The organism is Shimia biformata (genome assembly GCF_016888515.1).
Classification (GTDB): domain Bacteria; phylum Pseudomonadota; class Alphaproteobacteria; order Rhodobacterales; family Rhodobacteraceae; genus Shimia_A; species Shimia_A biformata.
The window spans coordinates 210,542-235,930 of record NZ_JAFEJK010000002.1 but is presented as its reverse complement, the minus strand read 5'-3'; the positions used below and the strand labels follow the sequence as shown (position 1 = coordinate 235,930).

The window sequence follows — 25,389 nt, the reverse complement described above, 5'->3', positions numbered from 1 at the left end:
TTACCCCGCTTCGCCCTGCGCCCGCGCCTCGGACAGGGTCTGAACCGGGGTCAGTGCCTCGGGATCGACCTGCAACTCGATCAGATAGCCCGCATCTGATTCCATCGCCCGGCGCATCGCGGCAGGGAAGTCATCGGTCCGCGTTACCACCTCTCCGGGCATTCCGAAGGCGGCGGCATAAGCGACGAAATCCGGGTTTGTCAGCCCGGTCGAGATCACGCGCCCCGGGTGGTTCCGCTCTTGGTGCATGCGGATCGTGCCATACATGCCGTTGTTGACGACAAGGCAGATCGGCGCGGCGTCGTGGTGGCGCGCAGTGGCGAGTTCCTGCGCCGTCATCAGGAAACACCCGTCCCCCGCCAAAGCCACAGCCACCCTGTCACGGTTTTCCAGCTTGGCGGCAATCGCCGCCGGAACGCCGTATCCCATCGACCCGGAAGTTGGCGCCAGTTGCGTCCGCCAGCGCCGGTGCCGGATGAACCGATGCAGCCAAACGGCATAGTTTCCTGCCCCGTTCGTCAGCACCGCGTCTTTCGGCAGAACCGCATCCAGATGGCGGATCACCTCGCCCATGTTCACATCGCCCGGCACTTTGGTCACTTTCTGGAAGGCAATGAAGGACGCCGCCAGTTCCGCCCGCCAGTCCGTGTCACGGTCTCCAGTCGCATCCAGCGCCAGCAGCGCCTCAAGGAACTCCTGCGGATGGGACTGGACCAGAAGGTCGGCGGCATAGACATGGCCCAGCTCATCGGCGCCGGGATGGACATGCACCATCGGCATCTGGGGGTTGGGAATGTCGATCAGCGTGTAACCTTGCGTCGTCATTTCACCAAACCGGGGGCCAACTGCCAACAAGAGATCGGTCTCCTCGGCGATGGCACGGCGCAGGCGCGGGTTGGGGGCGATGCCGATCACCCCGGCATAATGCGGATGGTCGTTGTCGACATAGTCCTGGAACCGGAACGCGGTCGCCAGCACCAGCCCGTGTTTCAGCGCCACCTCTCCGGCAAGACGCTGGCACTCGGCGTTCCAGCCCGGACCGCCCGCCACCATCATCGGCCGTTTCGCCCCCTTCAGCATGTCCCGAAGCCGCGCCATGTCACCGGGCAGAGGTGCGGCGCGCGGCGGTGTCACAGGGCGCAGGTCGGCAACCGCCGCCTCTCCCGACAGCGTCCCCTCGGGCAGCGCCAGCACCACCGGACCGGGACGTCCGGTCTGACACAGGGTCCAGGCGCGCGACATGTATTCCGGGATGCGCGCCGGGTCGTCGATCTGCGCCACCCATTTCGCCATCTCGCCGAACATCCGGCGATAGTCCATCTCCTGAAACGCCTCGCGATCCATCATGTCGGTCCCGACCTGTCCGATCAGCACGATCATCGGTGTCGAATCCTGAAACGCCGTATGCACCCCGTTCGACGCATTGGTCGCGCCCGGCCCGCGCGTGACCGCGACAATGCCCGGTTCCCCGGTCATCTTGCCAAAGGCATCGGCCATATTCGCCGCGCCGCCCTCATGTCGGCAGGTGATGACCTCGATCTTGTCGCGGTGGTCATAAAGCCCGTCAAGAAGCCCAAGATAGCTTTCCCCCGGCACGCAGAAGACGCGGCGCGCTCCAAGAATGGCAAGTTGGTCGGCAAGGATCCTGCCACCGTGACGAATGGGTCTGTCGGTCATGGGTGTACCTGTCTGAAACTGTCAGGCCACATGATTTGCCGATGCAAGGGGCAGTGTCAAACATCCGGCAAAAAGAAAACGGGCGCCCTGGCCAGGACGCCCGTTTCGGTTTCATTTCAGTGCGTTACTTGGCGGCAAGCGTCTTCCACTTTCCGTCCACGACCTGGCTGATATAGGTCGCTTCCGCGCCACGGTGGTCACCGGGGCCATAGGTCATGTGGTTGCCGACCAGATCATCCTGGAAGTCGAGAGATTCCATCCCTTTCTGGAAGCTTTCATGGGTCAGGTCGGGGCCAGCGGCGTCAAGCGCCTTCACCAGAAGCTCGGCGGTGGCATAGCCCAGCATCGCAAACATCGAGGGGGCCTCGCCATAGGCGGCGGTGTATTCCTCGATGAAGGCGGCCGGGGCAGGCTCATCCGCGCGACCTGCCAGCGACTGCCAGCCTGCCGAGGCATAAAGCCCCTCGGTAACGCCACCGGGAACGGCGGCGACCACGTCAAGGAAACCCGCCGACGACACAATGAATTTCATGTCGGTCAGGCCCATTTTCTTGGCCGTGCCGACAACGGTGATCGCCTGACGCACCGGAACGGCAAGCATGGCGATCTGACATCCGTCAGCCGACAGTTTCGAGAGCGAGCCGACAAAGTCCGATTCATCCGGCTTGTGGGTGGTTTCACCAACCCAGGTGCCGCCGCCCGCCTCGGTGCCGTGCTTGGCGCCATCGTTGACCTCGATGCCGAACTCGTTGGGCAGATACATGCCGCAGACATTGGTCGCGCCGGTTTCGCCCATCACGTATTCAACCCCGATCCGGCCCTGATCGACATAGTCCGAGAAACCGGTGTACTTGTTGTCCATCGGCTCCATCAGCATCTGCGACGAGGCCGTCAGCGGGTTCACGTTCGGGATGCCTTTCGGGTCCATCAGCTTGAAACCCGCCAGGTTCATCGGCGTGCCCAGCGACTGCATCATGGCAAAGACCTTGTCGCGGTTCAGCAGCTTGTTATAGCCCTGCATCGCACGCGGCATCTGATAGCCGTTGTCCTCGACGATGTAGCGGATCTGGCGACCGTGAACGCCGCCCGCTTCGTTGACCTTGTTGAAATAAAGGTTGGCGCCGTTCACCGCCGGCACACCGACCGCGGCAAAAACGCCCGACAGGTCGCTGACCGCGCCGATCAGGACTTCGGTGTCAGAGACGCCTTGCGTTTCCGCCGAAGCCATCGACGCCGCGCCAATGGCGGCGGCTGCGGTCATGTTCCTTACCAATCTCTTCATGTTTTTCCTCCCGTTGGTAATGGTCTTGTTATTCATACATTTGGTCGATCAGATGCTTGTAGGTCTTCTCGACATAGGACCGTTTCAGCTTCATCGTGGCGGTCAGCTCCTCATCCTCCGCCGTCAGAAGCACATCAATCAGGCGGAAATCCTTGATCTGTTCCACCCGAGCGAATTCCTTGTTCACGCGCGCGACCTCACCTTTGACCAGTTCGACCACCTCTGAAGCGGCGCAGAGCGACGCGAAATTCGAAAACGGAATCTTGTGATCCTGAGCGTATTTCTCCACGTTCTCCTGATCAATCATTATCAGCGCCGTCAAATACTTACGCCGGTCCCCAATAATCACCGCGTCCGAGATGAAATGGCTGAACTTCAGCGCGCTTTCGATTTCGGCCGGGGTGATGTTCTTGCCCCCGGCGGTGATGATGATGTCCTTCAGGCGGCCCGTGATCGTGACATAACCGTCCTCATCGATCCGCCCCACGTCGCCGGTGCGCAGCCAGCCGTCCTCGGTAAAGGTCTCGGCGGTCTTTTCGTTGTTACGCCAGTATCCTGCAAAGATGTTGCGGCCCTTGAGCTGAATCTCGCCATCTTCGGCGATACGGGCTTCGACCCCCGGCGCGACGCGGCCGATTGACCCGACGCGGTTTTCATCCAGCGTGTTCATCGTGGCCAGACCCGAGGTTTCGGTCATGCCATAGCCCTCGACCAGCTTGACGCCGATGGCCCAGTACCACTTCAACAGGTCGGGCGAGATCGGCGCCGCCCCGGTGCCGCCACGCCGCATCCGGTCCATGCCCAGCATGCGCCGCAGGTTGCGGAACACGAGCCGGTCCCAGACCCAGTATTGCGCGGCAAGCGCGGCGGGAACCTGTTTGCCGGCGACCAGCAGATCGGCGCGTTTCATCCCCACCTTCATGGCGCTTTTGAACGCCAGCTTGCCCAATGGCGTCGCCTCTTGCGCCAGCACCAGCACCTGGGAGTAGATTTTTTCCCACACACGCGGCACCGCGATGAAGGTGACAGGGGACACTTCCTGAAGGTTCTTGAACACGGTTTCGGGGCTTTCGGCAAAATTCACCACCGCCCGCCCCGCCAGCGGGAAATAGACCGACGACACCCGTTCCAGGATATGGCAAAGCGGCAGGAAACACAGTTGCTCGTCGCCCTTGTGGGTTTCCAGACGATGCGCCCCCGCGACGATGGCCCCCATGATGTTTTCATTGGTCAGCATCGCGCCCTTGGGCTTGCCGGTGGTGCCAGACGTATAGATCAGAAGCGCGACATCCTCGGGGGTCGTCTTGTCGATCTCGCCTTCGAACACGCCGGGCTGCGTCTTTGCTGCCTTGCGCCCGATCTCATAAAGATCGTCCAGGAAGATACAGCGCGGATGGTCGAGGCCGTGCAGCCCCTCTTTGTCCAGAATAATGACCTTCAACAGCCCCGGCACCCGATCCTGAATGGTCAGGAACTTGTCCAGTTGTTCGTCATCCTCGACAAACAGGAACCGGCTGTCGCTGTCGTTGATCAGGTACTCCAGCTGGCTGGCGCTGTCGGTGGTATAGACCCCCGACGCAATCCCGCCCACGCACTGGATGCCGAAATCGGCATAGACCCATTCCTTGTTGTCTTCCGACAGGATCGACACGACCTCGCCCCGTTTCAGGCCCAGCTCGCGCAGTCCCATGCCGATCCACATGGCGTGGTCCCAATAGTCGGACCAGCTATAGGCCTTCCAGATGCCATAGTCCTTTTCCCGGTGCGCTGTCGTGTCGGCAAGATCGCGACAGCGGGCGCGGAACAGGTCCGGCAGCGTGACATGGCCATCGACATGCACGGGCCGCGCCGACGGGTCGGCATTGAATCGCACACCGTTGATGGTGACCTGATCGCCGGTCATTTGTCCTCCGTCCATCGGGCTCACCTCCACGTCTTGCGGCGTTTCCAGCGCCGCTCTTCCCGCGCGCCTTCTTCCTGCACGCCGAGATAGAAATTCTGGATATCCTCGGATTTCATCAGGCTTTCCGCCGTGCCATCCATCACGATCCGCCCGACCTCCATGACATAGCCATGGGTCGCCAGTTCCAGCGCCGCCGAAGCGTTCTGTTCGACCACCATCATGGTGATGCCCTGCTCGTCGTTCAGCCGTTTCAGGATGCCAAAGATCTGTTGCACCAGAAGCGGCGAAAGACCCAGCGACGGTTCGTCCAGAAGCATGATCTTCGGGTTCCCCATCAGCCCGCGTCCGATCGCCAGCATCTGCTGCTGACCACCCGACAGCGTGCCGGCCTCCTGTCCGCGCCGTTCGGCGAGGATCGGGAAATAGTCGAACACCATCTCGCGGTCGCGTTTGATGCCGACCTGGTCCTTGCGCGTGTAAGCCCCAAGGCTGAGGTTTTCATCCACGGTCAGAAGCGGGAACACCTCGCGTCCCTCCGGCACCTGAACGATACCGCGATTGACCACCTGATGCGGCTCAAGCCCCTGGATTTCCTCTCCGGCAAACATGATCTTGCCCTTTTCCGGCTCCATCACACCCGACACGGTTTTCATCAAGGTCGTCTTGCCCGCGCCATTGGCGCCAAGGATCGACACGATCTTGCCCTCATGCACATCCAGCGACACGCCGCGAATGGCCATGATCGGGCCGTAAAAGCTCTCGATATTTCGGATTTTCAGAATTGGTTCGCTCATGCCACATGCCCCAGATAGGCTTCGATCACGGCCGGATCGGATTGCACCTCTTTTGGCGTGCCAAGCGCCAGCCGCGCGCCATCCGCCATCGCAAGAACGCGATCCGAGACGGACGATACCAGCCCCATGTCGTGTTCCACCATCAAGACGGTGATCCCCATCTGGCGGCGGATATCGTCAATCCACCAGCGCATGTCGGTGGTTTCCTCGACCGACAGCCCCGAGGCGGGTTCGTCCAGCAAGAGCAGCTTCGGCCCCGTCGCCAGCGCCCGGCCCAGTTCTACCACCTTGCGCACCCCGTAAGGCAGGCCCGCAATCAGGCTGTCGCGATAGGGTTGCAGGTCGAGAAAATCGATCACTTCTTCGACCATGTGGCGGTTCTGGATCTCCTGCTTGCGCACCGAGGGCGTAAAGAACAGTTCCGACAGCAGGTTGGTCGACCGATGCCGGTGCCGCCCGACCAGAAGGTTCTGCAACACCGTGGCATGGTCGAACAATTCAATGTTCTGGAAAGTCCGCGCCACACCAAATGTGGCCACGCCCGACGCCTTGGACCGCAACAGGTCATGGCCGTCGAACTGGATCGACCCGGCATAAGGGTCATAGAACCGCGAGATCAGGTTGAACACGGTGGATTTCCCCGCCCCATTCGGCCCGACGATGGCAAAGACCTCGCCCTCTTCGACCGAAAACGACAGGTCGTTCACCGCGACAAGGCCACCGAACTTGAGCGTGACGTTTTGAAAGTCGAGAAGGCTCATCTGACACGCTCCGTCTTGAGGTAGGATTTCTTCCGCTTGAACATGTTCTTGCGGTAGAAGGGGAACAGCTCGAACCAGGTGCGGATCTTCAGCCAGCGGCCATAGATGCCCATCGGCTCGAACAGGATGAAGACGATCAGGATCAGGCCGAAAACACCGAATTCAAGGCCGGGAATGGCCACCGTGCCGCCACCGAACACCGCGCCGACATATTCCTTCGAGATCGACAGGAACTGAGGCAGGAAGCCGATCACGATGGCGCCGAAAAACGCCCCGTGGATCGAACCCAGACCGCCGATCACGATCATCATCAACAGCTGGATCGAGATCACGACGCTGAAGGTCTCGTTGTTGAACGTGGTGGCATAAAGCCCCATCAACGCCCCGCCCAGCCCCGTGATCGCGCAGGAGATGCCAAAGCTGATCGCCTTGGTGCGGGCGACGTCGATGCCCATGGCCTGCGCCGACACTTCCGAGTCCCGGACTGCGATAAACGATCGGCCAAGCGGCGCGCGCAACAGGTTGATATAGCCCAGCGTGATCAGGACGGTGACGCCGAGGATCAGCCAATAGAACTCTTTCGGCGTGCCCCAGCGGTCGATCATAACGCCAAAGACATTGACCGGCGGGGCGAACTTGCCCACCACGCCGCCGGTCCATGGCTCGGTCAAAACGATGATGTCATCGGTCAGGATCGACATCGCCATGGTCGCAATCGCCAGATAGATACCGTGCATCCGCAGGGCCGGGATCGCGATCAGGACGCCCACCGCACCGGTGATCAGACCGGCCAGCGGGAAGGCCACCATGAAGGGCATCCCGGCTTCCAGCAGGATGATGTTGGCATAACAGCCCAGCGCCAGAAACGCCGCGTGACCCAGGCTCGCCTGCCCGGTATGGCCTGTCAGCACCATCAGCCCAAGCCCGGCAATCGCCCAGACCAGAACGTTGGTAATCTCGCCCAGATAGAAGTCATCCACGAGGTAAGGCGCCGCGATCATGAACGCCAGAAGGATCAGGTAGAGCGACAGTTGATAGCCGTCCTTCCACGGGCGGATATCCTGCATGTAGTCGGTTTTGAATACGATCCGCATGGGCCTATACCTTCTTCACGCGCACCTGGCTGAACAGCCCGTGCGGACGGAAAACTAGGACCGCCAACAGCAGCGCATAAGGCGCGACCTGGCTGTACCCGGCGGCGATATAGCGGGCCGCGAACGGCTCGATAACGCCGACGATCAGCCCGCCGGCCAGCGCCCCCGGCAGGCTGCCGAACCCGCCGATCACAGCGGCGGCAAAGGCCTTGATGCCCAGAAGCCCGGTATTGGGGTCCACCGCGCCCTTGGCGGCAAACAGGATCCCGGCGATCCCGGCCACAGCGCCTGCCAGTGCCCAGATCAACCCCTGCACCCGTTTGACCGGGATACCCATGTAATAGGCGGCAAGCTGGTTCTGGCTGGCGCCCTGCATGGCAAGTCCCAGCTTGGTGCGGTTGAAGAATTCATAAAGCGACCAGGTCAACAGAAGCGTCACGATAATGACCGCGACATCCTCCATCCCCAGCACCACCCCGCCAACCGAGATGTCCTTGCCCGCCAGCGGGTTCTCAAGCGTCTGCGGTTCGTGGCCCCAGATCAGCCCGGCCACAAACCGGATCACGAACCCCAGTGCGATGGTCAGGATGACGACCGCCGTCTGGCTTTCACCGAACATCCGCCGGATGACAAACCGGTCCAGCAGATAGCCAAGTACCGCCATGATCCCGATCGAAACCGGCAACGCCATCCAGAATGGCAGCGCCATGTATTCGGCATTGGTCAGACCAATGGTGATAAAGGCGCCCAGCATCATAAAATCGCCCTGGGCGAAGTTCACGGCCTCGGTCGCCTTGTAAATCAGAACGAAGCCCAGCGCGATCAGGCCGTAGACACAGCCATTCGCAAGCCCGCTGATCAAGAGCTGCAAGAATTCCAAATTTTCCTCCCTGCGCCGATTTTTCCGGCGTCATTTTTTACGGGCGCGGCCTCCTCCTGACCGCGTTCCGTCCGTCCACTATGGCGTAATCATTACCTTTCCGTCAGGTTTTTTCAGCGCATCAGCGAGGCCGGATACGATGTGACGTAGCGGCAATTTGGCCGAAACATCGGTTTTCCAACGCCCATCGGCGAATCGCGCCTGCACTTCCTGCACCACCCGCATCTGGTCTGCTGGCGGGGTTGATCCCATCCAGGACGTCAGCCAAAAGCCCTCGATCCGCTTGTTCATGAAGATGAACTGACCCATCTGTGTCAGCTTCGGCGGGATCGGATTCAGCTTGCCATAGCTGATCCAGCGCGCGCCATTGGGCATGTTCACGAACACCGTCTCGGAAATCTGGTCACTGACCGCATCAAGGAACACGCGCGGCTTCAGCGCACGACTGATGGCGGCGGTCTTGGCTTCGAATTCGGGATCGGTGGTCACCAGCACCTCTTCCGCGCCCAGCGCCTTCAGGGACTCGACAGCCTCTTCGCGGCGCACCATGGCAATGGGTTTCAGCCCCAGATCGCGGCCCAGACCGGTCATCAGCTTCCCAAGCTGACTGGTCGCTGCCGAGATGATAAAGGACTCGCCGTCCTGCTGGGCGATATCGACCATGGCCATGGCGGTCATCGGGTTAACGATTTGCGCCGCGCCATCCACGTCCGACACGTCGGGACGCAGCGGGATGCACATGATCGCATTCGTGACCGCGTATTCGGCCCAGGCCCCCGACCCGTCCGGCGACGCGACAAAGGCCACGCGCTGACCGACCAGAGCTTCGGCGCCCTTGCCAGCGGCCACGACATCGCCGCAGCCCTCGAACCCGGCGGGCTTTCCCTTCTGGCGCGGCTGGCCGTATTCGCCCTTGATGAAATGGCAATCCGACGGGTTGACCGACGCCACGCGCAGCTTGATCAGAACCTGCCCCGGACCGGGGGTCGGCACGTCGATCTCGGCCTCTTCCAGGTATAGCGACGCATCGCTGATCGCCGGACCTTCGTTTTTCCCTGAATAGCCGCCTTCTTTCAGCAGCACGGCTGTCATTCTGGCCGGAACATCCGCCATCACAGCACCTCCCCTATTTGTTTTGTCTCGGCCAGTTCGACCCTTGATTGATCCAACTCTAACCCAAGCCGAACACGTGTCCACGGTTTCCCGTGCCGGGGTCGAAACGACGTAACGGCAACCACAATGAAAAAAGGCGCGCCGGGGCACGCCTTTGATCAGGGGTTTTGTCGATGTCTTGGGTGTTAACTGCCGAGTTTGGCCGCGTCCCGTGCCAGCGTCTCGATTCCGGCCCAGTCGCCGGCCCTGACCTTGTCACCCGGCGCGACCCAGCTGCCGCCCGCGCAGACCACGTTGGACAGCGACAGATAGTCCATGGCGTTTTTCGGGCTGACTCCGCCAGTCGGACAGAACCGCGCGGCGGCCAGCGGCGCGCCAATAGCCTTCAGCGCCGGTGCGCCGCCCGAAGCTTCGGCCGGGAAGAACTTCATCATGTCAAACCCATGCTCCAGAAGGCGCATGACCTCGGACGAGGTCGCAGCCCCGGGCAACAGAGGCAGCCCTTCCTCGCAGCAGGCCGCGATCAGCGCTTCGGTCGCACCGGGGGAAACGGCAAACTGCGCGCCAGCCTCTTTCGCAGCGACCACATCGGCGCGGGTCAGAACCGTGCCCGCCCCGACAACGCCGCCCGCAACCTGCGCCATCTCGCGGATCACGTCCAGAGCTGCCGGGGTCCGCAGGGTCACTTCCAGCGCGGGCAGACCACCTGCGACCAGCGCCTCGGCCAAGGGGCGCGCGGTGGCGGCATCCTCGACCACCAGCACAGGCACAATCGGCGCCAGCGAGCAGATTTCGAAAGCGCGGGTGCTGGCGTCCTTGGGGGAAAGAGTCATGTCATCAAGTCCTTGTTCAGAATACGGTTGCGCCGGTATCGGCCGAGCCGACGGCCCGACGGAACACGGCAAAAAGCTCTCGGCCGGTTCCGGCCTCGTTTGCTGACAGGTCGGCGGTGGCGCTCTCTCGCGTGGCAAGGTCGACACCCGGAACGTCCAGCGTGCCAGCCACGGCATCGACCCGCACCAGGTCGCCATCGCGCACGCGGGCAATCGGGCCACCGTCCAGCGCCTCGGGGCTGACATGGATCGCCGCAGGCACCTTGCCTGACGCGCCCGACATCCGCCCATCCGTGACGAGCGCCACTTTCTGCCCACGCCCCTGCAGGATCGACAGCAAGGGCGTCAGGCTGTGCAGTTCCGGCATGCCGTTCGCCTTTGGTCCCTGGAACCGCACGATCACCACCACGTCGCCGGTGAACTCGCCGTTCTTGAAGGCCTCTTTCACTTCATTCTGGTCATGGAACACCCGTGCGGGCGCCTCGACGATCCGGTGTTCCTCGGCCACGGCAGAGACTTTCATCACCGAGGTGCCAAGGTTTCCGGTCATCCGTTTCAGACCGCCCGTGGATTGGAACGGGTCCGAGGCGGGGCGCAGGATCTTGTCGTTCAGCGTCTCCCCTGCGCCGTCCTCCCAGACCAGCACATCGTCCTTCAGTTTCGGTTCCTGTGTATACCGCGCCAGCCCCTCGCCCGCGACGGTCTTGGTGTCGGGATGCAAGAGGCCATCATCCAGCAGGCTGCCGATCATGTAACCCAGCCCACCCGCAGCGTGGAAATGGTTCACATCCGCCAGACCATTGGGATAGACCCGCGCCAGAAGCGGGGTCACGTCGCTGAGTTCGGCAAAATCCTCCCAGTCCAGGATGATGCCCCCGGCCCGCGCCATGGCAACAAGGTGGATCAGAAGGTTGGTCGACCCGCCGGTGGCATTCAGCCCGACAATGCCGTTCACAAACGCCTTTTCATCAAGGATATCGCAGGTCGGCGTATAGGCATTGCCCAGCGCCGTCAGCGACAGAGCCCGCTGCGCCCCGGCAATGGTCAGCGCATCACGCAGGGGCGTGTTGGGGTTCACGAAAGAGGCGCCGGGCAAGTGCAGGCCCATGAACTCCATCAGCATCTGGTTGGTGTTCGCTGTGCCATAGAAGGTGCAGGTGCCGGGGCCGTGATAGGCCGCCATCTCGGCCGCCATCAGCGCGTCGCGCCCGACCTCTCCGGCGGCAAACTTCTTGCGCACCTCGGCCTTTTCGTCATTCGGCAGGCCGGATGTCATCGGACCCGCAGGCAGGAAAACCGCCGGAAGGTGGCCAAAGCTCTGCGCCGCGATCACCAGACCCGGCACGATCTTGTCACAGACGCCAAGGAAGACGGCGGCATCAAAGGTGTTGTGGGACAGCGCCACACCCGCCGCCATTGCAATTACGTCGCGGGAAAACAGCGACAGTTCCATCCCCGCCTCGCCCTGCGTGACCCCGTCGCACATGGCCGGAACGCCACCAGCCACCTGCGCCGTCGCGCCCGCATCCCGCGCCGCCTTGCGGATCAGGTCGGGATAGCGCTCGAACGGCTGGTGTGCCGACAGCATGTCGTTATAGGTCGTCACGATGCCAAGGTTCGGCGCCTTTTCGGTTGCCAGCGCCGACTGGTCCGCGCCCGCGCCCGCATAGGCATGCGCCTGGTTCGAACAGCTCAGATGCGCCCGCGCCGGGCCTTTCTCGGCCGCCGCGCGCATCCGCTCCATGTAAGGATCACGGGTGGCGCGGCTGCGTTCGATGATCCGGTTGGTGACGGCGTCGATGGTCTTGTTCAGGCTCATGTCTCGAGTCCTTCTATCTTGCGGCTCAACCGCCGATTTCCCGCCAGCGGCGGCCATCGCGGTGCAGCAGCATCAAACTGTCTTCGGGGCCTGATCCCCCGGCGTCATAGGGGGACGGCGGGCGGGCGTCTTCTTTTTGCCATTCGGCGATGATCGGGTCGGCCCATTCCCATGCTGCTTCGACCTCGTCTCCGCGCATGAACAGGGTCTGGTTGCCCCGGATCACATCCATGATCAGCCGTTCATAGGCGTCCTGCGCGCGCCCCTCTTCGCCAAGCGCCTCAGCGAATGTCATGTCCAGCGACACCTCGGTCAGGCGCATGCCGCCGGGACCGGGGTCCTTGATAGTGGTGCGCAGAGTGATGCCCTCATCCGGTTGCAACCGGATCACAAGGGCGTTCCCGCGCCGATGCTCCATCTTCGGGAAAATCATGTGCGGCGGATCGCGGAACACGATGGCGATCTCGCTCACCCGGTTCCTGAGCTTCTTGCCCGTGCGCAGATAGAACGGCGTTCCCGCCCAGCGCCAGTTGCCGACCTTGACCTTCATCGCGATGAAGCTTTCGGTATTCGAGCGCGGATCCCCGGCATGGTCGGTGTAGCTGTCGCCGCCATCACGCGCGCGATACTGGCCACGGGCAATATCGCTCAGCGGCACAGGCTCCAGCGCGTGGATGACCTTGACCTTCTCGTCGCGCACAGCCGTTGGCGCGAACTTCGAAGGCGGTTCCATCGCGGTCAGGCACAAGAGTTGCATCAGGTGGTTCTGCACCATGTCCCGCATCGCGCCGGACTGGTCGTAATATTCCCCACGCCCCTCGACCCCCAGGCTTTCGGCCACGGTGATCTGAACGTGGTCGATATGGGTCGAGTTCCACAAGGGTTCCCAGAGTGAGTTGGCAAAGCGCAGCGCCATCAGGTTCTGCACCGTTTCCTTGCCCAGGTAATGGTCGATCCGGTAAATCTGATCCTCGCGAAACGCTGCGCGCAAATCGGCGTTCAGCGCCTTTGCCGAGGCCAGGTCGTGGCCAAAGGGTTTCTCGACCACGATGCGGCTTTCGGGTGTCGCAAGCCCGCGTTTGGCCAGCGCGCCGGCAATCGGCCCAAAGAAACGCGGCCCCACCGACAGGTAGAAGGCGCGCACCACGTTGTCGCGCAGTTTATCCCCCAGATCGTCCCAGCCGCCATCGCCCATCGCATCGACGGGCACGTAATCCAGACACTCCAGAAAGGCGGGCAGCGCTTTCAGCACCTCGGTGTCGTCCCCCACCGCGTCCCGCACCGCCTGTGCGACGTGATCGCGGAAACCCTCGGTCGTCATCTCGGTACGCGCGGCGCCTATGACCCGGGCGTCGGCGGGCATCTGTTCAACCTGGAAACGGTGAAACAGCCCCGGCAGGATCTTGCGATAGGCCAGATCGCCGGTGGCGCCAAACAGCACGAGGTCGAAGGGTTCAACGGGAATGACGCGTGAGACCATGTCGTGTTCCGTCCATTAGCGGGGGTTTCCCCCGGTCAATAACCAGTGTCGGCGCAATCGCGCCCCGAGTCACGTGTTTCGGTTGGCCGCACTGTTAGCGCTATCAGTTGCAAGAATCCAGAGGTTTTTACGCAGCGTCACGCGCTTCACGGCCGTTTGGCGGCTAAGTACCCATCAACTGGGACAGAAACGCGGCAAACAGATCGCCCTGCCCGTTGATCCCCAGCTTGCGATAGACATTGGCGCGGTGCAGCGCCGCCGTACCCGGCGCGATATCCAGCATGCGCGCCATGGATTTTGCCGAATGCCCTTTCAGAAGCAGGGTCGCGACCTCTTGTTCGCGGGGCGTCAGGATATCCGCACCAAAGCCCTCGATGGCGCGGGTCACGATGCGATGCACCTCGCGGCGGGGATCGGCGGGTTCATCCTTGGGGCCGGCCACCTTCTGGCGGAACGCTTCGGTCAGCGGCACAAGAACCGCCTTGCAGAAATCCATCGCCCCGCGCACCTGGTCGTCGCTTTCCAGCGACAACAGAAGCGAGATATGAATGCACTGCCCCTGCCCCATGTCCAGGAGGATCCCGATCTCGTCCCGCCCGACCGAGCGGCTGATATGGCGGCGATAGACCTCGTTCAGATCAAACTCGTCCCGGCCTTCGAGATTGACATGGAAGACGCCGAAACTGCGTTGAACGGCGAACAGGTCGTAAAACGGGTCGACCGCATAGAACCCGGTGATATAGCCGCCCAGATCATGGGTCGTGCTGCGCCCCTTGGCAAAGATCATCCGGGGTTGCAGATCAGTTCTGAATTCCAGCACCACGATCGAGTTCGCCCCGGTGAACCGTCCCAGATCGGCCGAGACCCGCTTGGCCAGCGCGCCTTCGTCCCCGGCGGCATACCATCCGGCAATGGCCCCGCTGACATCGCCCAGCGCGGCACCCTTGTCGCCTGCGATCAGGGCGATTGTTTCCGGCGGCAATGGGGTGTTCAACGCAGAGGCTCCTTCGATGTTCCGACCCTAAGCGGCGGGGCATGGCAAGGCAACCGCCCGCCTTGCTGAAACTGCCTTATCTCATCCGGTATATTCCCCCGGTCCGCGCCACCTGTCATGTTCTGCCGGTATCGTGTGCAACGTCCGATCCAAATGACGGGGCAAAAGACAATGACACGAGGCTGGACATGGACACCACCCTGCCAAACGACACCACGCGCGACATCTGGCAAAAGGACCGCGCGCATTTCCTGCATCCCTGGACCCATTTCGACAGTTTCCGCGAAGAAGGCTCGCTGATCCTCGACCGGGCCGAAGGGGTCTATACCTATGACGCCCACGGCAAACGCTATCTCGACGGGATCGGCGGGTTGTGGTGCATGAACATCGGCTATGGCCGCGACGAGATGGTCGACGCCATCGCCGACCAGACCCGCCGCATGGCCTATGCCAACCCGTTTGTCGACGTGACCAACGCCCCCGCCGCACTGTTGACCGCGAAACTGGCGGAACTTGCGCCGGGCGATCTGAACAAGGTGATGCTGACCTGCGGCGGCTCGACAGCAAATGACTCGATGGTGCGGCTGATCCATTTCTACTGGGGCTGCAAGGGCCAGAAATCGCGCAAGAAGATCATCACACGGCGCGGGTCCTACCACGGCTCGACCTACATTACCCAGTCGATGACCGGCAAACCCGGCGACCGTATGCCCGAGTTCCATTATGACACCGACATGGTGGTCTATGTGAGCGAGCCGAACATGTATCGCCCGGTTGAAGGCGTGGCCGAAGAAGACTTCGAGCAATGGCTGATTGACGAGTTCCGCGCCACCATCGAACGGGAAGGCCCGGAAAACATCGCCGCCCATTTCGCCGAACCGATCCTCGGCGCCGGTGGCGTCGTCGTTCCGCCCAGCCGCTATATCCGCGAGACCCGCGAGATCTGCCGCGAACATGGCATCCTGTATATCGCGGACGAGGTCGTGACCGCCTTTGGTCGCGTCGGGGCGTGGTTTGCCTCCAAGGACGTGATGGGCATCCAGCCCGACGGCATCGTCTGCGCCAAAGGGCTGACTTCAGGGTATCAACCGCTGGGCGCGGCCATTTTCTCGGATGCCATCTATGACGTCATCGCCGAGGCCGGCCACGACCGCTGGTTCACCAATGGCTATACCTATGCCGGCCACCCGGTCGCCTGCGCCGCCGCGCTGAAAAACATCGAGATCATGGAGCGCGAGAATCTGCCCGCTTACGTTGCCGATGACATCGGGCCATATTTCATGGAACGGCTCAACACGCTGCGCGACCTGCCGACCGTCGGCGATATCCGGGGCAAGAACCTGATGGCCTGCGTCGTCAATGTCGCCGACACCGACACCCGCGAGGAATTCCCGCATGAGGTCGATATCGGCAAACGCATCGCCGCTGCAGCCGAAAAACGCGGCCTTCTGGTGCGCCCTGTTGGCAACCTCAACATCATGTCTCCACCACTCACGATCACCCGCGCAGAAGTCGACGAACTGGTCGACACTTTGCGCGCGGCAATGGAGGACGTGATTGCGGACCTGCGCCGTGAAGGGCACCTGCCCGCCTGAATCGGCAACAGAACCGGACCAACGGACGGCGCGACACCTGCGCCGTCCGAAAACATTCCCGACCTGCGCGATTGCGCTTGCCCGGGGCCTGACAAAAACAAAGACTGCGCCAAAATGCAGTATCTGACGACAGGATTCGACATGACCGCCACCGAACTGACCGCCAAGCTGAAAGACCCATCGCTTCTGAAGACCCAGGCCTTCATCGGCGGCAACTGGTGTGACGCCGACAGTGGCGCCACCTTCGAGGTCACCAACCCCGCGCGTGGCGACGTGATCTGCACCGTGCCCGACATGGGCGTGGACGAGGCCCGCCGCGCCATCGCCGCCGCCAGGACCGCGCAAAAGGACTGGGCCGCACGCACAGGCAAGGACCGCGCCGCCATCCTGCGTAAGTGGTACGAGCTAATGGTCGAGAACGCTGACGACCTCGCCGCGATCCTGACCGCCGAAATGGGCAAACCCCTGCCCGAGGCCCGTGGCGAAATCCTTTATGGCGCCTCGTTCATCGAGTGGTTCGGCGAAGAGGCCAAGCGCACCTATGGCGAGACCATTCCCGGCCATCAGCCCGACAAGCGCATCGTCGTGATAAAACAACCCGTCGGTGTCGTCGCCTCGATCACGCCGTGGAACTTCCCCAACGCCATGATCGCGCGCAAGGTCGCCCCCGCGCTGGCGGTGGGGTGCGCGATGGTGTCGAAACCGGCAGGTGAAACCCCGCTGTCGGCCCTTGCCATGGCGGTGCTTGCCGAACGCGCGGGCGTGCCCAAGGGGGTGTTCTCGGTCATCACCTCGTCGCGCTCCTCGGCCATCGGGCAGGAATTCACGTCGAACCCGACCGTCAAGAAGATCACTTTCACCGGCTCGACCGAAGTGGGCCGCATCCTGCTGAAACAGGCGGCGGATCAGGTGCAAAAAGTGTCGATGGAACTGGGCGGTAACGCCCCCTTCATCGTCTTCGACGACGCCGATCTCGACGCCGCCGTCGAAGGTGCGATGATCTCGAAATACCGCAACAACGGCCAGACCTGCGTCTGCGCCAACCGCATCTACGTGCAGGCCGGTGTCTATGACGCCTTTGCACAGAAATTCACCGCCGCGGTCAAGGCGATGAAGGTCGGTGACGGATTCGACGACGGCGTTGTCGCCGGCCCGCTAATCACCGAGGACGCGGTAGAAAAGGTCGAGGAACACCTCGCCGACGCAGTGGCCAAGGGCGCCAAAGTCCTGACCGGTGGCCAGCGCCACGCGCTTGGCGGCACCTTCTTTGAACCCACCATCGTCAGCGACGTGACCCGCGACATGCTGGTCGCGCAGGACGAGACTTTCGGCCCCTTCGCTCCGCTGTTCAAGTTCGACAACGAAGAAGACGTTATCGAACAGGCCAATGACACGATCTATGGCCTTGCCAGCTATTTCTACGCCAAGGACGTCAGCCGCGTGTGGCGCGTCGCCGAGGCGCTGGAATACGGCATGGTCGGCGTCAACACCGGCCTCATTTCGACCGAGGTCGCACCGTTTGGCGGGGTCAAACAGTCCGGCATGGGGCGCGAGGGGTCGAGCCACGGCACCGAGGATTACCTCGAAATGAAATACATCTGCATGAGCGTCTGACGCCGATGCGCCTGCTGATCCTTCAGCACGCCGCAACAGAACACGCGGGCCGGTTTCGACAGATGCTGGCCCGCGAAGGCATTTCCACCACCGCCCTTGTCGTCCCCGACATCACCGACTGGCCCACGCTCGACACGTTCGACGCGCTCTGGGTGCTGGGCGGGGCTGCACAGGTCTGGCAGTCAGACCTCTACCCGTGGCTTGCCCCGGAAATCGCCTTCATCCGCACAGCTATTGACGCTCAGAAACCCTATTTCGGCATCTGCCTTGGCCATCAGCTGCTGGCCGTCGCCATGGGCGGCACGGTCGGCCTGGCACAACAGGCGGAAATCGGTATCTTGCCCTTTGACCTCAGCGACCCGGCCCTGAAAGGCGCCCTGCCGGACTCGGTTGCAGTCCAATGGCACGCAGCCGAAGTCAGAACCCTTCCTGATGGCTTCCACACCATCGCCTCCAGCCCCAATTGCGCGGTTCAGGCCATGCGCGGCTCCGGCGCGGCACTCTCCGTCCAGTTCCACCCGGAAATCGACAGCGCCGCATTTGCCGACTGGATGTCCGGCCCCGGCGCACGTGACGATCTCTGTTCCGCACTGGGAACGGATGCAGAAGCCAGGTTCCTCGCCGACATTAACGAAAATGAGGACAGGCTGGCACGGCTCGCCCAGGCACTTCTTGGAAACTGGCTCGCCGACGCCCGCGCCGCGCTCTGACTTTTTACTGGTTCCAAATACCCAATCCGCCGCGCATCAGCGCGGCGCCACGCCCAACGGTTGGCAGGGGGCGACAGCCCCCGAAACCGGCGGGAGCGTTAAGACTGGCCCAGCGCCTGCGCCAGATCGTCGATCAAATCACCTGCATCCTCGATCCCGACCGAGATCCGCAACAGGGTCTCGGGAATGCCGGTGTGAGGTTCGATCGTGTGGCGATGCTCGACAAGGCTTTCCACCCCGCCAAGCGACGTTGCGCGGTGAAACAGTTTCAGCCGCCCCGCCACCGCCAGCGCGTCCTCGCGCGAGCCTTTGACGCAGAAGGACATCAGGAATCCGAAGCCGCCCGCCATCTGCCGCGCCGCGACCGCGTGGCCCTGATGCGACGCAAGTCCGGGATACAAGACCTCGGTCACGCGCGGATGGTCAGCCAGATACGCCGCGACCTTTTCGGCGTTGCGGCACATCTCTTTCACCCGCAGCGGCAGCGTCCGCATGCCGCGCAGCAAAAGCCACGCCTCGAACGGCCCGATCACCGCGCCCGCAGTGGCGCGATCCTCGGCGATCATTTCCCAGACCTTGTCCTGTGCCTTCGTGCAAAGCACACCTGCCAGCACGTCGGAATGTCCGTTGATGGCCTTGGTTGCCGAATGCATGACGATATCGGCCCCCAGCGCCAAAGGCTGGCTCAGAACAGGCGTCGCGGCGGTATTGTCCACCGCCAGCAGAGCGCCCGCCTTTTTTGCAGCGGATGCGGCGCGGGCAATGTCGACGGTTTTCAACCAGGGGTTCGACGGCGTCTCGATCCAGACGATATGCGCTGTGACGTCATTGCTCAGCGCATCCAGAGCGTCGGCATCGCTGGCGTCGACCTCGTGGCAGGTGATCTCGCGCCGGGCGCAGAAATCGCGAATCCATTTCGTCGTGCCCCAGTAGATGCCCGATTGCACGATAACCGCCCCGCCATTGGGCACGGTGCGGAACAGGGCCGCAATCGCCGCCATGCCGGACGGAAACAACAGCGCATCCGCCGCACCTTCGAGCTGGGCCAGCACCTCTTCGGCGATGCGCGCGGTGTCATTGTGGTCGCGCGCATAGGTGTTGGCCGAGTTCAGCGGCGCATAGTCCTGCCCCCGCACGAACGTCGTCGAGGGCTGGATCGGCACAACCACACCGCCGCTTTGCGGGTCGATCACCCCTCCTGCCTGCGCGGCCAGCGTGGCGGGTTTCATATCCTTGGTATTCATGCGCGCGTCCTTCCTGTCTTGCCGCCCATTCCTGATCTGAAACCGAAGGCGTTGCAAGCCCCCTCGCCTTGACAGACGCGCTGCGCTAAGACCATGCCCATGTCCCGCCCCGCGCCTCGCACCATCCTGTTCAACAAACCCTTCGATACCCTGTCGCAATTCACCGACAGGGGCACAGAAGGCACAAAACGCCAGACGCTTTCGGATTTCATCGACCTGCCGGGCGTCTATCCCGCCGGCCGGCTTGACCGCGATTCCGAGGGGCTGATGGTGCTGACCAGCGATGGCAAGCTGCAGGCCCGCATCTCGTCCCCGCGCTTCAGGAAGCCCAAGACCTATTGGGTGCAGGTCGAAGGCCTACCGGATGATGCCGCCCTTGCCGCATTGCGAGGGGGTGTCGCGCTGAAGGACGGCCCCACCCGCCCGGCCAAAGTGCGACGGATCGACGAACCGCCCGGACTGTGGCCCCGCACCCCGCCGGTGCGCTTCCGCAAATCCGTGCCCGACTGCTGGATCGAACTGATCATCAGCGAGGGCCGAAACCGCCAGGTCCGGCGCATGACGGCGGCGGTGGGACACCCGACATTGCGGTTGATCCGATATGCAATTGGCGACTGGACACTGGACGGGCTGGACCCCGGCATGTGGCGCGACGCCGACACCCCCTAAAGCCCGCAATACTGGGCGCTTCCCCTATTGCCTTGCCCAACATATAGTGGGCATAAGGACCTTCCGGGCGGGTATGGCCCGGCAAAAAGGGACAGGCAAGGGCAACGGCCATGGCACATATTATCGTCGTCGGGAACGAAAAGGGCGGCGCGGGGAAATCCACCCTGTCGATGCATATCGCAACCGCGCTGGCGCGGATGGGACACCGGGTTGGTGCGCTGGACCTTGACCTGCGCCAGAAAACCTTTGGCCGCTACGCCGAGAACCGCGCCAAGTTCGCCGCCGCCTCGGGGCTGACTCTGGCCGGACCGCGGTATATCGACCTGCCGCAAGTGGACCCGGCGACGCTGAAACCGGGCGAGAATGTCTATGACCTGCGCCTCTCGGTGGCCGTGGCCGAGCTTGAACCGGAAAGCGATTTCATCCTGATCGACTGTCCGGGCTCGCATACCCGTCTCAGTCAGGTTGCCCATTCGCTGGCCGATACGCTGGTCACGCCGCTGAACGACAGCTTTGTCGATTTCGACCTTCTGGCGCGGATCGACACCGATGGCGAGAAAATCCTCGGCCCCTCTGTCTATTCCGAAATGGTCTGGAACGCCCGACAGCTGCGCGCGCAGGCCGGGCTGCGCCCGATCGACTGGATCGTGATGCGCAACCGCATGGGCGCGCAGCAAATGGTGAACAAAGAGAAGATGGGTAAGGCGCTGGAAAACCTCGCCAAGCGTATCGGTTTCCGCGTTGCCCCCGGCTTCAACGAGCGGGTGATCTTCCGCGAACTGTTCCCCCGTGGCCTGACGCTGCTGGACCTCAAGGATATCGGCGTCAAGCAGCTCAATATCTCCAACGTCGCCGCACGGCAGGAATTGCGTGACCTGATGAAGGCGCTGAACCTGCCGGGGGTCGAGATCGACTTCTAAATCTCGTCCACCACCGCCTGCCCGGTCTTGATCACCGCATCGGCAAGTATGTCCATGTCCGCCAGCCGGGTGCGGTGGTTTGTGATGTTCACCCGGATCGCCAGCTCGCCACCCAGCCGCGTGGTCGAAGGCGCGGCGATGCCGCTTTCCTGCAGCCGGATCACGATCTCGTCGTTCAGCCGGTCCAGCGCGTCTCCGTCCAGTCCCTGCGCCACGAAGCGGAAACAGCAGATATTCAGTGACACCGGGGCCAGCGGTTGCAGCATGGGTTCCTGTGCGATGCGATTGGCCAGATAGCGCGCCTGCGCGCAATTCTGCATCACCACCTGCCCCAGTTTTGCGACCCCGTGTTCAGCAATCTGCGCCCACACCTTCAACGCCCGGAAACCGCGCGACAATTCCGGCCCGTATTCCACCGGCCAGGGATTGCCCGCCGACAACCCGCGCGTGGCGGGGCTGAGGTAATCCGGCCGGTCGGAAAAGGCGCGGCGATGGGCCTCCTCGTCCCGGATCAGCACACAGCCCGCGTCATAGGTGACCTGCATCCATTTGTGGAAATCGAAAGCCAGCGACTCTGCCCGCCCGATCCCCGATAGGCGCGGCGCGATCTCGGGCGACAACAGGCCCAGCGCGCCGAACGCACCATCAACATGGAACCACATCCCATGCTCTGCCGCGATATCGGCCAGTGCGTCCAGATCGTCAATCGCGCCGGTATTGACGCTGCCCGCTGTGCCGATCACCACAAAAGGAGTCAGCCCCCGCGCCCTGTCCCAGTCGATCCGCTGGCGCAGCGCGTCGATATCCATCTCGAACGCATCCGTCACGGGCACCTTGCGCAGCGCGTCCGAGCCCAGCCCCAGCAGATCAAAGGCACGGGCGATACATGCATGGGCCTCGGCGGATGCATAGCCGACCAGCCCGCCGCCGCCATTGCCCTCGGCCCGGTTTACAAACCCCAGCACCCGGTCCCGCGCCGCCTTCAGCGCGATGATCGTCGCCATCGACGTGCCGGTGACAATCAGCCCGCTGGCCTCCTCGGGAAAGCCAAACAGCGACTTGCACCAGTTCACGACCTGTTTTTCAACCAGCGCCGCACCGTGGTGCCGCCCGCCAAGGTTGGCATTCATCGCCACTGCTGCCAGTTCCGGGATAACCCCGGACGGCGTGCCGGCCCCATGTACCCAGCCAAGGAACCGGGGATGGGCATTGCCCACGCCAAAGGGCATCAGCGCCGCGATATCCGCCATCACCGCATCACCGCCCTGCCCGTCCTGCGGCACCGGCCGCGAAAACCGGCTTGCCAGGTCCTCGGTCGGCGCGCGCCAGACCGGGCCCTCGCCCGCGCCCATCATGTGGTCCATTGCGCGGTCCAGCATCTCATGCGCCCGCGCCCTGAACGCCTCCCAGTCCTGCGGGTCAAGCCCGGTCTCAGTGGGATGGTCATTCATTGGCGGTCTCCGGCATTGCAAAAAGGCGACGGGCCAACCAGTCGCCTTTCCGCAGGGTCATGTAAAGCCCCTGCCGGTCAGGCGCGACCGAGCATCCGCTTCAACGTTGCGTCCCGGTCAACCAGGTGGTGTTTCAGCGCACCAGCCAGATGCAGCAGCAACAGGAAGATCGTCAGCTTGGCAAAACCCCCGTGCAGCCCCATGAACATCCCGGCAGGGTCGGCATTGGCGATCTCGACCGCAGGCATGGTGAACATGCCAAACACATCCACGGGACGCGCCCCGAAATAAGACCCCAGCATTCCCGTCAACGGCATCAGAACCACCGAGGCCAGAAGCCCCCAATGCGCCAGCTTTGCCGACACGGATTGCCAGCGTGCCATCGGCGCGGCATCCGGCAGAAAACCCCGGACCAGCCGATACCCGACCCGCCAGAGCGCGAGGAAAAAGATCAGTACCCCAACCGCCTTGTGGACACCGATCAGCGCTGCCTTTTCCGGTCCGCGCGGCATGAACTCGTGCAGATAGACGCCGAAAACCAGCATCCCGATCATCATCACCGCAAGGACCCAATGATTGATCCGCGACAGCCCGTCCCAATTTTGTTGCGCCCGCATACTGCCACTCCTTTTCTGAATGCGACCGGCTGCCATCAGCCAAGGTTGGCAAGCCGTTTCAGAGTAGAACGCAGCACATCGATTTCTCCGTCGCTGAACCCGGCCAAAAGCTTCTGTTCGTATTGCTGCGCCACCGCGTTCAGGTCGCGATAGGCCCGCATCCCCGCGGGCGTCAGCCGCAGGATTTCCTGCCGCCGGTCGCTGTCCAGCCTTTCTCGGGTGACGAATCGCCGCTCGACCAGCCGTTGCACGGCGCGGCTGATCTTGGTCTTGTGCAGCTTGGCCTTCGCCCCGATCCCCGTGGCCGTCATTTCACCATAGATTCCAAGGTGGAACAGCACCCGCCATTCCGTCCTCAGCAATCCGTATTTTTCCTTGTATACTTGGGCAAACCCCAGACTTGCCTCTTCCGCCGCCTGCGCCAGCAGGTAGGGCAGAAAGCCGCGCAGATCAAAGATGTCGATTTGAGTCATTTTTTTGCTCTCCCGGCTTGTTAGTTACAAAACCAACTATTACCAAAGCAACCAAATTCGACAGGAGAGCGCCCGATGACCGACCAGAAACATCCCAGCCGGATGACCATCGCCCCCTCTTTGCCCGGCCCGCATCAGGGTTACATGCCCGGCTTTGGCAATGATTTCGAAACCGAGGCCCTGCCCGGCGCCCTGCCGCAGGGCATGAACAGCCCGCAGAAATGCAACTACGGTCTTTATGGAGAACAGCTCTCGGGCACCGCCTTCACCGCACCCAGCCATCAGAACGAACGGACATGGTGCTATCGCATTCGCCCGTCGGTGAAACACACGCACCGTTTCGAAAAGATCGACCTGCCGCTGTGGAAATCCGCGCCGAATGTCGACCCGGACGTGATCTCGCTGGGTCAGTACCGCTGGGACCCGGTGCCGCATACTGGGGACAAACTGACATGGCTGACAGGTATGCGCACCATGACCACGGCGGGGGATGTGAACACGCAGGTTGGCATGGCCAGCCACATCTACCTCGTGACCCAATCGATGGAGGACGACTATTTCTTCTCGGCCGATTCCGAACTTCTGGTCGTGCCGCAGGAAGGCGTTCTGCGCTTTTCCACCGAGTTGGGTGTCATCGACATCGAGCCGAAGGAAATCGCCATCATCCCGCGCGGCCTTGTCTATCGCGTCGAGGTTCTGGAAGGCCCCGCGCGCGGATTTGTCTGCGAGAATTACGGCCAGAAATTCGAGCTTCCGGGCCGTGGCCCCATCGGGGCGAACTGCATGGCGAACCGGCGGGATTTCAAATCTCCCGTCGCCGCCTTTGAAGATCGCGAGGTGCCCTCGACCGTGACCGTCAAATGGTGCGGCCAGTTCCACAAGACCGAAATCGGCCATTCGCCGCTGGACGTGGTAGCGTGGCACGGCAACTACGCGCCGGTGAAATACGACCTGCGCACCTATTGTCCTGTGGGCGCGATCCTGTTCGATCACCCGGACCCGTCGATCTTTACCGTGCTGACGGCGCCCTCGGGTCAACCCGGCACCGCCAATATCGACTTTGTCCTGTTCCGCGAACGCTGGATGGTGGCCGAGGACACGTTCCGCCCGCCGTGGTATCACAAGAACATCATGTCGGAACTGATGGGCAACATCTATGGCCAGTATGACGCCAAGCCAAAAGGGTTCATCCCCGGCGGGTTGTCCCTGCACAACATGATGATCCCGCACGGGCCGGACCGGAACGCCTTTGAAGGTGCGTCCAATGCCGATCTGGGACCGGAGAAGCTGGACAACACCATGTGCTTCATGTTCGAGACCCGCTTCCCGCAGCACCTGACCGCATTTGCAGCCAAGGACGCGCCGTTGCAGGATGATTACATCGACTGCTGGGCCGATCTTGAGAAGAAGTTTGACGGCACACCCGGCAAGAAATGACGGCAAGGGGGGCGCTGCCCCCCGGTCAC

The 25,389-nt window shown here is 62.5% G+C and carries 22 protein-coding genes; 6 read left to right on the top strand and 16 right to left on the bottom strand.

Annotated features, from left to right (window positions below):
* From JQ863_RS16370 to JQ863_RS16315, 12 genes are all read right to left on the bottom strand, one after another.
* Positions 1–1,677, bottom strand: a complete 1,677-nt coding sequence (locus tag JQ863_RS16370) for a thiamine pyrophosphate-binding protein (RefSeq protein ID WP_204115403.1) — start codon at positions 1,675–1,677, stop codon at positions 1–3.
* Between the two features lie 124 nt (positions 1,678–1,801).
* Positions 1,802–2,959, bottom strand: a complete 1,158-nt coding sequence (locus tag JQ863_RS16365) for an ABC transporter substrate-binding protein (RefSeq protein ID WP_204115402.1) — start codon at positions 2,957–2,959, stop codon at positions 1,802–1,804.
* Between the two features lie 28 nt (positions 2,960–2,987).
* The gene (locus tag JQ863_RS16360) at positions 2,988–4,877 is read right to left on the bottom strand and encodes an AMP-dependent synthetase/ligase (protein ID WP_239113504.1); all 1,890 of its coding nucleotides are present in this window, start codon (positions 4,875–4,877) and stop codon (positions 2,988–2,990) included.
* A gap of 5 nt (positions 4,878–4,882) precedes the next feature.
* Positions 4,883–5,656, bottom strand: coding sequence for an ABC transporter ATP-binding protein (locus JQ863_RS16355; protein WP_204115401.1), 774 nt, complete (start codon positions 5,654–5,656; stop codon positions 4,883–4,885).
* Positions 5,653–6,417 carry an ABC transporter ATP-binding protein gene (locus JQ863_RS16350; RefSeq protein WP_204115400.1) on the bottom strand — a complete coding sequence of 255 codons (765 nt, stop codon included), beginning with the start codon at positions 6,415–6,417 and terminating at the stop codon, positions 5,653–5,655. Before JQ863_RS16350 ends, JQ863_RS16355 begins: the two co-directional genes overlap by 4 nt.
* A complete protein-coding gene (locus JQ863_RS16345; RefSeq protein ID WP_204115399.1) occupies positions 6,414–7,511 on the bottom strand; it encodes a branched-chain amino acid ABC transporter permease in 1,098 nt (365 codons plus the stop codon). The genes JQ863_RS16350 and JQ863_RS16345 overlap by 4 nt, the downstream gene beginning before the upstream one ends.
* Before the next feature lie 4 nt (positions 7,512–7,515).
* Positions 7,516–8,391: a branched-chain amino acid ABC transporter permease gene (locus JQ863_RS16340; protein WP_204115398.1), complete on the bottom strand. Its 876-nt coding sequence runs from the start codon at positions 8,389–8,391 to the stop codon at positions 7,516–7,518.
* A gap of 78 nt (positions 8,392–8,469) precedes the next feature.
* Positions 8,470–9,504, bottom strand: a complete 1,035-nt coding sequence (locus JQ863_RS16335; RefSeq protein WP_204115397.1) for an alcohol dehydrogenase catalytic domain-containing protein — start codon at positions 9,502–9,504, stop codon at positions 8,470–8,472.
* A gap of 185 nt (positions 9,505–9,689) precedes the next feature.
* Complete coding sequence (locus tag JQ863_RS16330) at positions 9,690–10,337, bottom strand: bifunctional 4-hydroxy-2-oxoglutarate aldolase/2-dehydro-3-deoxy-phosphogluconate aldolase (RefSeq protein WP_204115396.1); 648 nt, start codon at positions 10,335–10,337, stop codon at positions 9,690–9,692.
* Positions 10,338–10,353: 16 nt separating this feature from the next.
* Positions 10,354–12,156: a phosphogluconate dehydratase gene (edd, locus tag JQ863_RS16325; protein WP_204115395.1), complete on the bottom strand. Its 1,803-nt coding sequence runs from the start codon at positions 12,154–12,156 to the stop codon at positions 10,354–10,356.
* A 25-nt stretch (positions 12,157–12,181) separates the two neighbouring features.
* Positions 12,182–13,636 (bottom strand): glucose-6-phosphate dehydrogenase, encoded by a 1,455-nt coding sequence (gene zwf, locus JQ863_RS16320; protein WP_204115394.1) that lies wholly within the window; start codon positions 13,634–13,636, stop codon positions 12,182–12,184.
* A gap of 163 nt (positions 13,637–13,799) precedes the next feature.
* Positions 13,800–14,630, bottom strand: a complete 831-nt coding sequence (locus JQ863_RS16315; RefSeq protein ID WP_204115393.1) for a helix-turn-helix transcriptional regulator — start codon at positions 14,628–14,630, stop codon at positions 13,800–13,802.
* Between the two features lie 188 nt (positions 14,631–14,818).
* Between JQ863_RS16315 and JQ863_RS16310 the strand changes: the two genes are divergently transcribed.
* The 3 genes from JQ863_RS16310 to JQ863_RS16300 all read left to right on the top strand — a co-directional run bounded on the left by JQ863_RS16310 (position 14,819) and on the right by JQ863_RS16300 (position 18,549).
* Positions 14,819–16,225 carry an aminotransferase gene (locus JQ863_RS16310; RefSeq protein ID WP_204115392.1) on the top strand — a complete coding sequence of 469 codons (1,407 nt, stop codon included), beginning with the start codon at positions 14,819–14,821 and terminating at the stop codon, positions 16,223–16,225.
* 141 nt (positions 16,226–16,366) lie between these two features.
* Complete coding sequence (locus JQ863_RS16305) at positions 16,367–17,839, top strand: NAD-dependent succinate-semialdehyde dehydrogenase (protein ID WP_204115391.1); 1,473 nt, start codon at positions 16,367–16,369, stop codon at positions 17,837–17,839.
* 5 nt (positions 17,840–17,844) lie between these two features.
* Positions 17,845–18,549 carry a type 1 glutamine amidotransferase gene (locus JQ863_RS16300; RefSeq protein WP_204115390.1) on the top strand — a complete coding sequence of 235 codons (705 nt, stop codon included), beginning with the start codon at positions 17,845–17,847 and terminating at the stop codon, positions 18,547–18,549.
* Between the two features lie 98 nt (positions 18,550–18,647).
* Here the strand turns inward: JQ863_RS16300 and JQ863_RS16295 are convergent, their stop codons facing one another.
* Positions 18,648–19,793 carry a trans-sulfuration enzyme family protein gene (locus JQ863_RS16295; protein ID WP_204115389.1) on the bottom strand — a complete coding sequence of 382 codons (1,146 nt, stop codon included), beginning with the start codon at positions 19,791–19,793 and terminating at the stop codon, positions 18,648–18,650.
* Between the two features lie 93 nt (positions 19,794–19,886).
* Between JQ863_RS16295 and JQ863_RS16290 the strand changes: the two genes are divergently transcribed.
* Both JQ863_RS16290 and JQ863_RS16285 read left to right on the top strand, forming a co-directional pair.
* Positions 19,887–20,462: a pseudouridine synthase gene (locus JQ863_RS16290; RefSeq protein ID WP_239113502.1), complete on the top strand. Its 576-nt coding sequence runs from the start codon at positions 19,887–19,889 to the stop codon at positions 20,460–20,462.
* 110 nt (positions 20,463–20,572) lie between these two features.
* Complete coding sequence (locus tag JQ863_RS16285) at positions 20,573–21,382, top strand: division plane positioning ATPase MipZ (protein WP_204115388.1); 810 nt, start codon at positions 20,573–20,575, stop codon at positions 21,380–21,382.
* Here the strand turns inward: JQ863_RS16285 and JQ863_RS16280 are convergent.
* The 3 genes from JQ863_RS16280 to JQ863_RS16270 all read right to left on the bottom strand — a co-directional run bounded on the left by JQ863_RS16280 (position 21,379) and on the right by JQ863_RS16270 (position 23,923).
* Positions 21,379–22,833 carry a pyridoxal phosphate-dependent decarboxylase family protein gene (locus JQ863_RS16280; RefSeq protein ID WP_204115387.1) on the bottom strand — a complete coding sequence of 485 codons (1,455 nt, stop codon included), beginning with the start codon at positions 22,831–22,833 and terminating at the stop codon, positions 21,379–21,381. The genes JQ863_RS16285 and JQ863_RS16280 overlap by 4 nt on opposite strands.
* 77 nt (positions 22,834–22,910) lie before the next feature.
* Positions 22,911–23,450, bottom strand: a complete 540-nt coding sequence (locus JQ863_RS16275) for a cytochrome b (RefSeq protein ID WP_204115386.1) — start codon at positions 23,448–23,450, stop codon at positions 22,911–22,913.
* Between the two features lie 35 nt (positions 23,451–23,485).
* Positions 23,486–23,923, bottom strand: a complete 438-nt coding sequence (locus JQ863_RS16270) for a MarR family winged helix-turn-helix transcriptional regulator (protein WP_204115385.1) — start codon at positions 23,921–23,923, stop codon at positions 23,486–23,488.
* Positions 23,924–23,998: 75 nt separating this feature from the next.
* Between JQ863_RS16270 and hmgA the strand changes: the two genes are divergently transcribed.
* Positions 23,999–25,360: a homogentisate 1,2-dioxygenase gene (hmgA, locus tag JQ863_RS16265; RefSeq protein ID WP_204115384.1), complete on the top strand. Its 1,362-nt coding sequence runs from the start codon at positions 23,999–24,001 to the stop codon at positions 25,358–25,360.
* Positions 25,361–25,389: the final 29 nt, after the last annotated feature.

Excerpts from the sequence above, each read along its gene's own strand:
- JQ863_RS16370 (WP_204115403.1), bottom strand. The coding sequence starts at position 1,677 with ATGACCGACAGACCCATTCGTCACGGTGGCAGGATCCTTGCCGACCAA.
- JQ863_RS16365 (WP_204115402.1), bottom strand. The coding sequence starts at position 2,959 with ATGAAGAGATTGGTAAGGAACATGACCGCAGCCGCCGCCATTGGCGCG.
- JQ863_RS16360 (WP_239113504.1), bottom strand. The coding sequence starts at position 4,877 with ATGGACGGAGGACAAATGACCGGCGATCAGGTCACCATCAACGGTGTG.
- JQ863_RS16355 (WP_204115401.1), bottom strand. The coding sequence starts at position 5,656 with ATGAGCGAACCAATTCTGAAAATCCGAAATATCGAGAGCTTTTACGGC.
- JQ863_RS16350 (WP_204115400.1), bottom strand. The coding sequence starts at position 6,417 with ATGAGCCTTCTCGACTTTCAAAACGTCACGCTCAAGTTCGGTGGCCTT.
- JQ863_RS16345 (WP_204115399.1), bottom strand. The coding sequence starts at position 7,511 with ATGCGGATCGTATTCAAAACCGACTACATGCAGGATATCCGCCCGTGG.
- JQ863_RS16335 (WP_204115397.1), bottom strand. The coding sequence starts at position 9,504 with ATGGCGGATGTTCCGGCCAGAATGACAGCCGTGCTGCTGAAAGAAGGC.
- JQ863_RS16330 (WP_204115396.1), bottom strand. The coding sequence starts at position 10,337 with ATGACTCTTTCCCCCAAGGACGCCAGCACCCGCGCTTTCGAAATCTGC.
- edd (WP_204115395.1), bottom strand. The coding sequence starts at position 12,156 with ATGAGCCTGAACAAGACCATCGACGCCGTCACCAACCGGATCATCGAA.
- zwf (WP_204115394.1), bottom strand. The coding sequence starts at position 13,636 with ATGGTCTCACGCGTCATTCCCGTTGAACCCTTCGACCTCGTGCTGTTT.
- JQ863_RS16310 (WP_204115392.1), top strand. The coding sequence starts at position 14,819 with ATGGACACCACCCTGCCAAACGACACCACGCGCGACATCTGGCAAAAG.
- JQ863_RS16305 (WP_204115391.1), top strand. The coding sequence starts at position 16,367 with ATGACCGCCACCGAACTGACCGCCAAGCTGAAAGACCCATCGCTTCTG.
- JQ863_RS16300 (WP_204115390.1), top strand. The coding sequence starts at position 17,845 with ATGCGCCTGCTGATCCTTCAGCACGCCGCAACAGAACACGCGGGCCGG.
- JQ863_RS16295 (WP_204115389.1), bottom strand. The coding sequence starts at position 19,793 with ATGAATACCAAGGATATGAAACCCGCCACGCTGGCCGCGCAGGCAGGA.
- JQ863_RS16290 (WP_239113502.1), top strand. The coding sequence starts at position 19,887 with ATGCCCATGTCCCGCCCCGCGCCTCGCACCATCCTGTTCAACAAACCC.
- JQ863_RS16285 (WP_204115388.1), top strand. The coding sequence starts at position 20,573 with ATGGCACATATTATCGTCGTCGGGAACGAAAAGGGCGGCGCGGGGAAA.
- JQ863_RS16280 (WP_204115387.1), bottom strand. The coding sequence starts at position 22,833 with ATGAATGACCATCCCACTGAGACCGGGCTTGACCCGCAGGACTGGGAG.
- JQ863_RS16275 (WP_204115386.1), bottom strand. The coding sequence starts at position 23,450 with ATGCGGGCGCAACAAAATTGGGACGGGCTGTCGCGGATCAATCATTGG.
- JQ863_RS16270 (WP_204115385.1), bottom strand. The coding sequence starts at position 23,923 with ATGACTCAAATCGACATCTTTGATCTGCGCGGCTTTCTGCCCTACCTG.
- hmgA (WP_204115384.1), top strand. The coding sequence starts at position 23,999 with ATGACCGACCAGAAACATCCCAGCCGGATGACCATCGCCCCCTCTTTG.